Below are 13,058 nucleotides of genomic sequence, written 5' to 3' on the forward strand. Positions count from 1 at the left end.
CATCCATAACTATTTTAGAACGAATTAGTAAGAAGTACAAATGTTTTGTTCATAAAATAGTCAAATTTTTGATATTAATTAATACATTTACGCGTAACTATTTACCTTCAATATGAAGAGCATATTCCAAAAGTTAGAATATGCTCTCCTCATCTTGTGCTTTTAATTTAATAATAACTGTCGTTCCCTTACCTTTTTCACTTTCTATTCTCCACTCACCATCATGTATATGAACAATTTGCCTAACAATTGCAAGACCTAAACCTGTTCCACCGTGTTGACGACTTCTCGCTTTATCTACTCGGTAAAAGCGTTCCCCGAGATTTTCTAAATGCTCTCTATCAATACCTATTCCTGTATCTTTTATGTGCAATTCACAATAATCATCGATTTGCTTTAATGTTATTATGATATCCCCGTTTTGATTTGTATAACGTATCGCATTATCTAACACATTATGAAGTACTTGTTGCATACGATCCTCATCAATCATTACGATAATTTCAGGATTTAAATTCGTTGAAATACGAATTTTTTTTTCTATAAACTGTAACTCGTACGTATCTAGTACATCTTCAATAAGCTGTGAAAAAACGATAGGTTGTTTCTTTAGGGGAAAGTGTTCCCCTTCTAGCTGTGCTAGATCTAATAAATCATGAACGAGGCGCTGCATGCGACCTGCTTCTTTATGAATAAGTTGCGTTACTTTTTCCTGCTGCGGCCCCTTCGCTACACCGTCTAAAATAGCTTCACTATATCCTTTAATATAACTAAGCGGTGTTCTAAGTTCATGCGAAACATTAGCTAAAAATTCCTTACGCTTTACATCTTCTGTTTCTAAGGAATTTGCCATTTTATTAAAAGCTTTTCCCAATCGTCCAATTTCATCTTCTGAAGAAATTGTAATCCGCTCTGAGAAATCTCCAGTAGCCAAATGATTTGCAACTCGTTCCATTTGCGAAAGTGGTCTCGTAATAGCGATAATAATTTTTCTACCAATCCATATTGTAATTAAAATCATTGCAAGTGCTAACGGCGCTAAAATAAGACCCATATCAAATATTAAGTCTTTTATACTTTTTAAAGGAATATAAGAGTATACAATACCAACTAATTTTTTATTATCTAAAACAGGGATGACAACACCCATAATATTACGATCAAAATGTTCTTCATACCCTATCTTTGTCACAGTTTTCCCATCTAATAGCGCCTGTCTATCCCCTTCACTTATAAGAGAATGATGGTGAACATCAAAAGGCAAACATGCGCTTAAATCACGCGGATTGTATACGAAAAGGACATCTGAACTAGATATTTGATCATATGCCCTTACTTTCTCTTCAAAAGTGGATACTCCTTCACGTTTATCATATTGCGTGGCAAGACGTTTCCCTTCCATTACTAATGAATCTTTTAAATTATCAACGTATAACTTTTCATATGAGTATAAAGATACAAAATAAAGAAAGGAAACTGTTACACATACTGCACATACTACTGTAAGCCAAAGCTTTTGTACCATCGTAAACATACGTTACACCTCAAATTTATAACCTACACCCCAAACGGTTTGAATGTAGTTTCCACTTTCTCCTAGCTTTAGACGCATCGTTTTCACATGCGTATCTACCGTTCTTGTACTTCCTGCATAATCATATCCCCACACCTTTTCAAGCAATTGTTCCCGGCTAAATACTTGTCCATTATGTTGGCAAAGAAAATATAGTAAATCGAACTCTTTTACCGTAAGAGGAATCGTCTCACCATTCGTCTCGACCCTCCTACTTTTTTCATTAATAAGAATCGGTCCAAATTGAATCTCTTCTTGCTGTTCTTGCTTTGTATATCGTCTTAAAACAGCTTCCATACGAGCAATTAGTTCCCCGGGACTAAATGGCTTTACAATATAATCATCTGCCCCCATCCGTAAGCCGTTCACCCTATTCCACTCTTCACCTTTTGCTGTTAAAAATATAATAGGTACATCCGACGTTTTTCGAATCTCTTTACAAACTAAAAGCCCATCCATCTCAGGCATCATAATATCTAGTACAACGAAATCGTAATGATCCGTCTCTAATTTTCGAAGTGCCTCTTTTCCATTTTCAGCTTCTCCCCACTCGTATCCGAAGTTATCTAAGTACATTCCGACAAGTTGCCTCATATCACTTTCGTCATCTACGACTAGCACGTTATATTTACTCATTGTCCTTCCCCTTCTCTCTCTATGAGTTGAAACGGTCCTTTTCCGACTTTAATTGTTTGTTTTATTTTCATATTCTTCATATCCATTACGCATACTTCATCGCTATCATAACTAGCTACATATCCTTCTGCACCGCTTTTCAAAAATGCAAATGGATTAGATCCTACTTCTGCAAATCCTACCTCTTGATACGTACTTGCATCAAACTTTCTAAGCGTATTTGAACCGTGACTTAGCGCATATACATACTTATCATCCTTTGTTATATTCACAGGCATAAACGGAGCATGTAAAGAACGCATCATCTCTCCGCTCTGTAAAGAATACACTAATACTTTCTCATTCACTTGACTTCCATCACCATGTCCACCAATCCATATTTCTTTCCCATCAGCGCTAACCGTCGCTCCTGTTGATGCTGGCGGAATCATAAAGGACTGTATCACTTCTTTTTTCTTTGTATCAATGGTCGTTAGTTTCGTATCATAAAAGTTTAGTACAGATAACTGGTTATGATGCTCTACCATCGTTATCGGCCCTTTTCCTGTTGAAACACTCCCTGTCTCTTTTCCTTTTATCGTAAAGAACCTTACCTTTTGTTCATTTTGATCGGCAGCAAATAATTGTTTTCCATCATCTGATGCGATAACATTAGCAATTCCTTTTCCAGTCTTATACTTGTCCACTTGTCTTCCTTCTGCTAGTGAATATACATACATATATTCTAATTGCTTACCATAAACGAGTATTTCCTCGCCATTTGGAAGTAGCGTAACCCCCGCAATCGGCTCATTTAATTCCCATGTTGTTAATAGCTTCTTTGTTTTTTTATCAATAAAACTAATACTACCTTCCTTTATATTCGTTGTTATAATAACACTTTTATCTTTAGCAATCGGTGTATACGAACTTCCTTGACACCCTACTAATAGAAATAAAAAACAGAGAAGAAAAACATACTTTCTCAAAAGATTCCCTCCATCTTCGGATGATTTCGTTATAATTGTAAAGTAACAAATAAATGTGTGGAAAATGTGAAATCTTCCTTTATTAATAAACTTACATATATAATGTACAACAAATAGAATTTGAGGTGTGCAAATTATGCTTTTTCCTGATTTAGCGAATAAAATTGTACGTGAAGTACGCAGATTAATTACTGAAAACATTATTATTATTAATATACAAGGCGTTATTATCGCAAGTACAGATGCGGAAAGAATCGGTCAATTTCATGAAGGTGCACTCCGCTGTGCGAAACAAAAGAGAACTGTCATTATTACAAAAGATGATGAACAACGACTGCAAGGTGTAAAAGCTGGGATGAATCTTCCTTTACTATTCCATGACGAAGTAATCGGCGTGATTGGAATTACAGGAGAACCTGAAAATATTTCACAATACGGAGAAATATTACGTAAGATGACCGAATTATTAATTCATGAAAACTACTTTTTAGAACAACTAGAACTTGAGCACCTTTCTTATGAAGCATTTGTCTTTGATTGGCTTCAAAATACAGACTGGTCTCCAAGTTTTCTCGATCGTGCCCAAACGCTTGGCATTGATTTATATAAGAAGAAACAACTTATTTTATTATCAATCGCCCAAGATAATACGATGCTCCAGCGTAAAATTTGGCAACATATGCGCAATATTGTAGCAAAAGAAAATTTATTTGTTCGCTGGGGAAATGATCGGTTTATTTTGTTTACCACAATGCAATCCAAAGAGCAAACCTTTCAATTTTTAAAACGGTTAAAAAAAGACTGTGAAACTTTATTTTCTATTACTTTATATATCGGGATTGGACAAACAGTTACGCCAAGCAATATGAACTTATCGTACGAACAAGCACTACGCGCCCTTTCAGTATCACTTGAAACGAAAGAAATTGTATTTAATGAAGATTTACGTTTAGAAATGTGCTTACAAGATATTTCTACTGAAACTCGGGAACAGTTTCTAGAGCGTACCATTGAAAACTTAGTATCATCTCCTGAGCTTATGCACACTTTACGTTTATTTATCGATTATAACCAATCTTATAAGCAGACAGCTGGGCAATTACATATACACATTAACACATTGCATTACAGGCTAAAAAAGATTGAAGAGCATACAGGACTTGACCCGAAACAATTCAAAGATTTAAATATTTTATACTTCGCACTCCTCTTATTAGATAATCATATAAAAAATAACGATAAAATATATTAATCTTTAGATGATTGTACATAGAAAGAATCCCCCAACTTTTTTATCATTATAACGAAAGCACTGTTACAACGTTTTTTATTATGACGAAATACGTTAACAGTTTGAGGGGGATTTCCAATGTTAGAAAAACAAATTATTGATTCATTCGTATCTATTGTTGGTGAAGATAATGTAGATACATCCAATATGGGGCGTTTAACTTATAGTTATGATGCCACTCCAAACTTCCAAGCGATGCCTGATGCAGTCATTGCTCCTCGTAATACAAATGAAATAGCTGAAGTGTTAAAAGTGTGTAACACTCATAAAATCCCTGTATATGTTCGCGGGTCTGGAACAAATCTTTGCGCTGGAACGTGTCCACTTGAAGGTGGTATCGTCCTTATTTTCCGCCATATGAACAATATTTTAGAAATTGACGAAGAGAATTTAACAATTACTGTACAAGCTGGTGTTATTACACTTGATATTATTAAAGCAGTAGAAGAAAAAGGTTTATTTTATCCACCAGATCCAAGCTCTATGAAAATTTCTACAATCGGCGGTAACATTAATGAAAACTCCGGCGGATTACGTGGTTTAAAATATGGCGTAACACGTGATTATGTAATGGGGCTTGAAATTGTCTTACCGAACGGCGATATCATTCGCACTGGCGGTAAATTAGCAAAAGATGTAGCTGGTTATGATTTAACTCGTTTATTTATTGGTTCTGAAGGAACACTTGGTGTTGTTACGGAAGCTATATTAAAACTTGTCCCTATGCCTGAAACGAAGAAAACGATGCTTGCGCTATATGAAGATATTAACGAAGCTGCTCGAGCTGTTTCTGCTATTATTGCAAATAAAATTATTCCGGCGACACTTGAGTTTTTAGATCAACCAACAATTGAAGTTGTAGAAGAGTTTGCACAAATCGGTTTACCAACTGACGTCAAAGCAATTTTATTAATTGAACAAGATGGCCCGCCCGAGGTTGTCAATCGAGATATTGAAAAAATGGCTAACGTTTGCCGTGCTATGAATGCGGTCGATGTTCGCGTTGCAAAAGATGAAGCCGAAGCAGATGCGCTTCGTACAGCACGCCGTAGTGCACTATCAGCACTTGCAAGACTAAAACCGACAACAATATTAGAAGATGCAACTGTACCACGTTCACAAATCGCTCCAATGGTTGAAGCAATTAATGCAATTGCAAAGAAATATAATATTCCTATTTGTACTTTTGGTCATGCTGGTGATGGTAATTTGCACCCAACTTGTATGACAGATGCCCGTAATGAAGAAGAAATGCACCGTGCTGAACAGGCTTTTGCTGAAATATTTGCGAAAGCGATTGAGCTTGGTGGTACGATTACCGGCGAACATGGTGTTGGCGCGATGAAAGCTCCTTATTTAGAAATGAAATTAGGTAAAGAAGGTATTGCTGCTATGCAAGGGATTAAACAAGCCTTCGACCCAAACAACATTATGAATCCTGGAAAGATGTTCGCGAAAGACTCTCGTAAAAGAGTGGTGGTTGAGCGATGACCACATTAAATAAAGAAAACATTCAAAAGGAATTTAAAGAACGATTAAGTGAAGATGAACTACTAAACTGTATGCGATGCGGTTTTTGTTTACCGACTTGTCCTACTTACATTCAATCTGGATATAAAGAATCACATTCACCACGCGGACGTATCGCCTTAATGAAAGCCGTCGCTGATGGTTTAATTGAGCCAGATGAAGATGTTGAAAATACATTAAATGTTTGCCTAGGCTGCCGTGCTTGTGAACCTGTTTGTCCATCTGGTGTGAATTATGGACATTTATTAGAAGAAGCTCGTGATATTATTAATCAAAATAAAAAGTTCTCAGTGCCCGTGAGAGCTGTTCGTAAAGTCGTTTTTGAAGGACTATTCCCGCATCAAAACCGAATGAGAACATTAACAGGGCTAATCGGATTTTACCAGCGTTCTGGTTTACAAACGCTAACACATAAAACAGGTATTATGAAGTTATTCCCTGAAACACTTGCAACGATAGATCTCGTTTTGCCAAAAGTTCCTAAAATGAAAGCAATGAAAGATCGTCCTGAATTTTTACCTGCTGAGGTGGCAAAGAAGAAACAAGTTGCATTCTTCACAGGTTGTTTAATGGATACGATGTTTTTAGAAACAAATAACGCAACGATGAAACTTCTTCAGTTAGCTGGTTGTGATATCGTTATTCCGAAAACACAAAGTTGCTGCGGGGCATTACATGGGCATGCTGGTGAAAAGAGTGGAGCGAAAGAATTAGCAAAACGAAATATAAAAGCATTCGAAGATTTAAACATCGACTATATTATTACCAATGCAGGTGGTTGCGGAGCTTATCTCGTAGATTATGATTATTTATTAAAAGATGACCCTAAGTGGGCTGAACAAGCAAAGCAATTTGTTTCTAAAATTAAAGATATTACTGCTATACTAGTAGAACTAGATTTCCATAAACGTAATGACTTACGACTTCCACCGCAAATCATTACGTATCAAGACTCTTGTCATTTACGCAATGTTATGCGAACATCTTCTGAACCTCGTATGTTACTAGAAGCCATCCAAGGCTCAACATATCGCGAAATGAAAGATGCGGACCGTTGCTGTGGTTCTGCTGGTATTTACAATATTGTTCATTCAGAGTTATCAATGGAATTTCTAGATTATAAAATGGACCGTGTGCATGAAACAGACGCGGCGACAATTGTTACTGCAAATCCAGGTTGTCTATTACAAATGAAATTAGGTATTGAACGAGAAGATCTTTCTCATAAAATGAGAGGAATTCACATTGTAGATTTATTATTAGAAGCAATTGAAACCAACTCGTAATAACTCGTAACATACGTAATAATAGGAAAACGGCTATCTCCTTCGTCTATGTAAAGAGATAGCCGCTTTTTTGTCTGCTACAACATTAAAAATATGTTACTTTATTATAAAAAAGAACAACAGAAACATTACAGTTTTGTAAAAATCAATCCAGTATATTCCTCAAAAAAATGTTCAAACCATTGATACAATAGGATTCTTTATTTTCCATTTAGGTAAATCTATCCAAAAACCCTCTCTTAAAACCAAGTATAAAAATGCAAAAATTCCTTTTATACTCTATGTTTCTCTTATTTCTTCCCTTTTCTTCTCTTAGGATAAATTAGGTAATTTCAAAGTCTATGAATTTTTTTCCATCTTTTTTCTCGCAAATTGTATGCTACGATGGATTTGTCAGTCAGACAGGCTGTCAAAAACAAATCGTGTGAAAACAAATTAAAACTTTATATAGGGGGACACACATCATGAAAAAGCGTGTTTTATTATCTGTAGCTGCTGCAACAGCTCTTACTTTAGGAGTATCATCTTTAGATGCACAAGCTGCAACAGTACAACCATCTAACATAAAGGTTCAAAATATTCAGCATTCAAAAGTAATGATGAAACAAATGAGCCAACAAGAATTACAAGCATTCTTACAATCTATGGGAGTTGAGTCATTAGCACAATGGAATCAAGGTCAATTCCAACAAGATTGCTTCATTCCTGGTCAACAGCCTACTGAAAATGTTGTAACTGAACAACCAACAGCTAAGCCAGAAGCTCAAAAGCCTGCTGAGGAAACACAAAAACCAGCTGAACAAAAGCCTGCTGAAGAAGTTGCTAAACCAGAAGCTCAAAAACCAGCTGAAAACAATAATACTCAAAACGAAACACAAAAACCTGCTGAGCAAAAGCCTGCTGAAGAAGCAAAATCTTTAAGCGAATTCGAACAACGTGTTGTTGAATTAACAAATGCAGAGCGTACAAAACAAGGCTTACCAGCATTACAAATCGATACTGAATTAAGCAAAGTAGCACGCATTAAGTCTGAAGATATGCAGAAAAACAACTACTTTGATCATAACAGCCCTACATACGGGTCTCCGTTTGACATGATGAAGAAGTTTGGTATTTCTTATAAATCTGCAGGTGAAAACATCGCCCAAGGTCAACGTACTCCAGAAGAAGTTGTACAAGCTTGGATGAACAGTGCTGGACACCGTGCAAACATCTTAAATAGTGGCTTCACTCATATCGGTGTTGGCTATGTAGAAAGCGGCAACTACTGGACACAACAATTTATTACGAAGTAAATAGAAAAAAGAGTCTTCTCCTAGAAGACTCTTTTTTATGTTTCATAGCTTTCTAATATGTATGCGTATAAAATGTAGAACATAAACAAAATAGATCCGCAGCTTATTACACTAATTAACAAATAAAATCCCCACTTCAGGCTCAAAAGCAATGAAAATAATATGCTACATGCCATCACTTGAAAGATTCGCCCACTGACTAAACGGATTTTTTGTAATTTGATCGGTTCTTTCTCTCTATCCTTCACCTTTTTAAACACTTTACTAAACATAAAAAGAAACATACTAATTCCAATCGTTAGTCCTGTCTGAAAGGATATAATACTTCCAATATTAATAAAGAGAATTAGTATATGGACAAACATCATAAATAAAGTAATACTCTTTATAAATCCACTTATAATGAAATGCTCTCCTTCGTTAAACTTATATATATTATGCGAAATAACATATATTAATCCATGTACAATAATAATAAGGACAGGAATAAATAATACGACGCCTTGTTTACTCATAAACTCGTTCGCTCCACCATTCTCGTTCCAATGCACAGCCATACGAGTTGGTAAATATGGATAAATACATAGAGTAAGTAAAAGACAAGCGAAAAATATCCCTAGCATATATTTATATTTGATCAAGTAATTCTCACCCCTCTTTTCTCTTAACGGCTTCGCCTCTTTTAGAGAAATCCCTGCAAAAATCTACCTTTTTCAACTTTAAACTTACACTTTACCCATTTTCTCTTTCAAATTTTTTCATTATATCGTTTAAATTTGTAGGGAAAGGTACGTCAACCGTGATCTCTTCTTTCGTAATCGGATGCAAAAAATTAATCTTCATCGCATGTAACGCTTGCCCGGACATATATGTTGTTTGCCCACCATATAATACATCCCCAACTAATGGATTTCCATTATAGCTCATATGAACGCGAATTTGATGCGTCCTACCGGTTTCTAACTGTAACGTTACGAGCGTCGCATCTTGTTTTTTAAAATATTTCTCTACTTTATAATACGTTATAGCTTGGTCTCCCTTTGGAGAAACACGGCGCCTTGTAGCATGATGTCGATCTCTTCCGATGGCCGCGTCAATTGTCCCCTGCTTCTTTTTTACTTTTCCTTCAACAAGTGCCGTATACGTTCTTTTAATTTTCCGTTCCATTAATAAACGATCCATAATTGCACCCGCAATTCTATGTTTTGCGAATACAACACCACCTGTCGTATCTTTATCTAACCTATGGATATGACGAACCTTCGTCTCTAAACCTTGCATTTGAAAATGAAAAGCAACAAGATTGGCAAGTGTTCCCGTCCCATTTTTTTCAGAAGGATGTGTATCCATTTGCTCGGGCTTATTTACAATGAGTACGTGATCGTCTTCAAACACTACATTTAATTCACCGTATTCCGGCTCTACGCCGTACTCCTCCTCCATAAACATATGAACTTGTAACTTATCTCCTTCTTTTAAAAGTTCATTCCATCTCCTCTGTTCTCCGTTAACCGTAACACCCTTTTCCATACGAAGCTGATGTAATAACTTTTTTGGTACTTCCCATTCTACTTTTAACAACGTATCAATACTTATACCATTCCACGTCGCTGGAACCGTGATTTCACACCATTCGCCCTTTTTCTTTGTTTCCATACTATAATCACCTTATTTCTATTGATTCTCTCATTGTAACGGAAAACATAATTTGATGCACCGTCAAAAATAGAGGACAGTCTTATAATCGACTGCCCCCCTCACGCTCTAAGCTTTTTCATTTCCTGCAACACTTCTTCAGCTTTTTGTTCATACAATAAATCTTTAAAGAAATCCGCCAATCGTTTATAGTCGTTGTATGTATCTAATAAGTCGTCTATTTTCTCTCCTTTCATAACTTGCTGCTTTTGCTTCATTTTTACTGGATAGCGATACCCCGATACTTCTTGTATTTTGTAATACTCATCCTCTACTTGAATAACTTTTACAATTTCCTCTTCTTCCGCATCCATCGTATACCCGTCAAATTCTCTAAGCAGTTCATAAATAATATGAGTCCATTCATCTTTTGGGTAAAACCCTTTCTCCAACCGATAACCGACAATGCGATACAAATGCCCATCTTTTTCAGTAAACTGTACTGTATCATTTAGCTTAAACTTAAAATAACGAAACATTGCCTTCACCTACTTGTATGTAATGTTCTTATCACATACTATTTGCAAAATGTAGGCTTTGCTATTCATAAAAAAACGCTCATCAATATGATGAGCGTTTTTCACGATGATTTTTCTCGTTTTTTTCGAAATGGCAGCCACCAATTCCAGTCTCCAAACAACTTCATCAAGCTTGGTACGAGCATTAGACGAATAATTGTTGCATCAAGAAATATCGCTAATGCCACACCAAGACCCATTTGCCTTACTGGTAAAATATCAGTAAATGCGAACGCACCAGTTACAACGATCATAATTAAAGCAGCTGACGTAATGATTCTACTTGTCGATACAAGCCCTTCTAACGTGGCCTGATCATTATCTCCTGTTTCTTCATAGAGCTCATGAATACGTGAAATAAGAAATACTTCATAATCCATGCTAAGCCCAAATACGAGGCCGAAAATGAAGATCGGTAATACAAATAAAACGGAACTCTCTTCTAATCCGAAATGACCACCTTCAAATAACCAAATAACAATTCCAATTGTTGCACTTAAACTAAGTACGTTCATAATAATAGCTTTAATTGGAATGAGTATAGAGCGGAATGCGAATAATAAAATAACAAAGGTTGATCCAAATATAACAGACATACCAATTGCAACTTTATCTTTAATTTCATCTTCTAACTCTTGCTGGAACGTTGTCATACCGCCCATATAATAAGTAACATCATTTTCTTTATAATTCTTTTTAAAATCACGAACCCATTGTTTTGCAGTTTCTGTACTTGGCTTCGTATCCAAAAAGACTTCCATTGTTGTTTTATTTCCTTTCGTATACGCTTCAAATACAGGAGCTATTTTCGCCGCTTCTGGCGACTGCAATATTCCAGCAACTTGATCTGCTTTCATTCCATTTAGCCCGTCATATACACTTTTCACCTTATATACTTGCTTATCATCTTTTAACTTTTGAACAACAGCTTCTATCTTTTGTAAACTTTCTTTTTCTGTTATATCTTTCTTCGTCTCTACTACTAATGTAACATCAGCGTGTGTTTGGACAGTTTTATTAAAGGCTTCTTCATACTTCTCAAATGCAACTCTCGTATCACTCTTTTCAGGTAAAGCTTCAACACCAGGAAACTGCAAGTTAGCTGTACGTAGCGGTAATAAACAAATAACAATAAATGTTATAACAACAATAATCATGACAACTGGATGCTTCATTACAAACTGTGCAAATTTACGCCATACCTTTGATGGCGTAGGCGCCGCCTGATTCTTTTTCAATATCTTTTTACCAATTAAAGATAATAGTGCCGGAAGAAGTGTGAGCGAAAACAAAATACTCATAATAACGACAATCATCCCGCTAATAGCCACAGACTGAATATAATCTATCTTAAAGAAAAATAAGCCTGATAAACCGACGAATACACATAACCCTGAAAATACGATAGCACGCCCTGCCGTTTGATACGTAATTGCTATCGCTTCTTTCACAGTTCTCTTCGCAACTTCTTCTCGAAAGCGATTTACAAATAACAGTGCGAAATCAATTGATAATGCGAGCCCAATCATCGGCGCAACATTTAACACGAAAATAGATAGCTCTTTTTCACTACCTATAAAATATAAAATCCCCATCGTACTAATTACACTTAGCGCGCCATTTATAATCGGTAAAATAGACGCAAGCAGACTACCAAATGAGAATAATAGTACGAGAAATGCAATAGGTAATCCAATCATCTCTGCTACTTTTAAATCATTTTGCGTTCTTTCATTAATCTCTTGATTAATTTTCGGATATCCTGTCGGTGTTACTTTTAATACGCTATTACTTTCCTTCTCGATTTTTCCGGCGAATTGTAATGTCTTTTCCATTCGTTCTTTATTTGTTTTCCCGGAAAATAAAATCGTCGCATAACCGATATCATCTTGTAACATCTCTTTATTTTGCATTGGATGATGGAAAGATTCGTATGTTTCCGTCTCTTGAATTTGATTTATTATCCCCTCTATACGCTTTTGGAAATCCTCATGCGAAGTATTCTTTTCCTTCTCAAAAACGAGTAAAAGTGTATCTTGAGATTGCTTAAAATCTTTATCTAAAATTTCTTTCGTCTTTTGATAATCCCCTTCTGTTTGGAAACCATCACCGCCCAATACTCCTGGAAGTTTTGGAGCAAAAATACCGAGCACTATCGCAAGTAGTAGTAATGCTACAATTACTGTATAACGAAATTGATACAAAAAAGTTCCTAACTTCCCCCACTTATCAATTTTATGTACATTTGTCTTCACACATTTTCACC

General features: G+C 35.8%; 11 protein-coding genes. 4 read left to right on the forward strand and 7 right to left on the reverse strand.

The window, feature by feature from the left end; all coding sequences use genetic code 11:
* Positions 1-133: 133 nt before the first annotated feature.
* The 3 genes from MKX77_RS17625 to MKX77_RS17635 are packed head-to-tail and all read right to left on the reverse strand — an operon-like array spanning position 134 to position 3,177.
* Entirely contained in the window at positions 134-1,534 is a 1,401-nt protein-coding gene (locus MKX77_RS17625; protein WP_215555644.1) for a sensor histidine kinase, read from the reverse strand.
* 3 nt (positions 1,535-1,537) lie between these two features.
* Positions 1,538-2,209, reverse strand: coding sequence for a response regulator transcription factor (locus tag MKX77_RS17630; protein ID WP_341307343.1), 672 nt, complete (start codon positions 2,207-2,209; stop codon positions 1,538-1,540).
* Positions 2,206-3,177 carry a YncE family protein gene (locus MKX77_RS17635; RefSeq protein ID WP_341307344.1) on the reverse strand — a complete coding sequence of 324 codons (972 nt, stop codon included), beginning with the start codon at positions 3,175-3,177 and terminating at the stop codon, positions 2,206-2,208. The genes MKX77_RS17630 and MKX77_RS17635 overlap by 4 nt, the downstream gene beginning before the upstream one ends.
* 136 nt (positions 3,178-3,313) lie before the next feature.
* Here MKX77_RS17635 and MKX77_RS17640 point away from each other — a divergent pair, with 136 nt between their 5' ends.
* The 4 genes from MKX77_RS17640 to MKX77_RS17655 all read left to right on the forward strand — a co-directional run bounded on the left by MKX77_RS17640 (position 3,314) and on the right by MKX77_RS17655 (position 8,579).
* A complete protein-coding gene (locus tag MKX77_RS17640) occupies positions 3,314-4,429 on the forward strand; it encodes a CdaR family transcriptional regulator (RefSeq protein ID WP_341307345.1) in 1,116 nt (371 codons plus the stop codon).
* Between the two features lie 117 nt (positions 4,430-4,546).
* Positions 4,547-5,959: a glycolate oxidase subunit GlcD gene (gene glcD, locus MKX77_RS17645; RefSeq protein ID WP_341307346.1), complete on the forward strand. Its 1,413-nt coding sequence runs from the start codon at positions 4,547-4,549 to the stop codon at positions 5,957-5,959.
* Positions 5,956-7,284, forward strand: a complete 1,329-nt coding sequence (locus tag MKX77_RS17650; protein WP_341307347.1) for a (Fe-S)-binding protein — start codon at positions 5,956-5,958, stop codon at positions 7,282-7,284. The genes glcD and MKX77_RS17650 overlap by 4 nt, the downstream gene beginning before the upstream one ends.
* A gap of 464 nt (positions 7,285-7,748) precedes the next feature.
* Positions 7,749-8,579 carry a CAP domain-containing protein gene (locus MKX77_RS17655; protein ID WP_341307348.1) on the forward strand — a complete coding sequence of 277 codons (831 nt, stop codon included), beginning with the start codon at positions 7,749-7,751 and terminating at the stop codon, positions 8,577-8,579.
* Positions 8,580-8,614: 35 nt separating this feature from the next.
* Here MKX77_RS17655 and MKX77_RS17660 read toward each other — a convergent pair whose 3' ends face one another.
* The 4 genes from MKX77_RS17660 to MKX77_RS17675 form a co-directional block, all read right to left on the reverse strand.
* Entirely contained in the window at positions 8,615-9,220 is a 606-nt protein-coding gene (locus tag MKX77_RS17660) for a DUF1648 domain-containing protein (protein ID WP_341307349.1), read from the reverse strand.
* A gap of 91 nt (positions 9,221-9,311) precedes the next feature.
* Positions 9,312-10,235, reverse strand: coding sequence for an RluA family pseudouridine synthase (locus MKX77_RS17665; RefSeq protein WP_341307350.1), 924 nt, complete (start codon positions 10,233-10,235; stop codon positions 9,312-9,314).
* Positions 10,236-10,336: 101 nt separating this feature from the next.
* Positions 10,337-10,753 carry a histidinol dehydrogenase gene (locus MKX77_RS17670; protein WP_341307351.1) on the reverse strand — a complete coding sequence of 139 codons (417 nt, stop codon included), beginning with the start codon at positions 10,751-10,753 and terminating at the stop codon, positions 10,337-10,339.
* Positions 10,754-10,854: 101 nt separating this feature from the next.
* Complete coding sequence (locus MKX77_RS17675) at positions 10,855-13,047, reverse strand: MMPL family transporter (protein WP_341307352.1); 2,193 nt, start codon at positions 13,045-13,047, stop codon at positions 10,855-10,857.
* Between the last annotated feature and the right edge of the window lie 11 nt (positions 13,048-13,058).

The organism is Bacillus sp. FSL R9-9410, from assembly GCF_038050385.1.
Taxonomy (GTDB): Bacteria; Bacillota; Bacilli; order Bacillales; family Bacillaceae_G; genus Bacillus_A; species Bacillus_A cereus_U.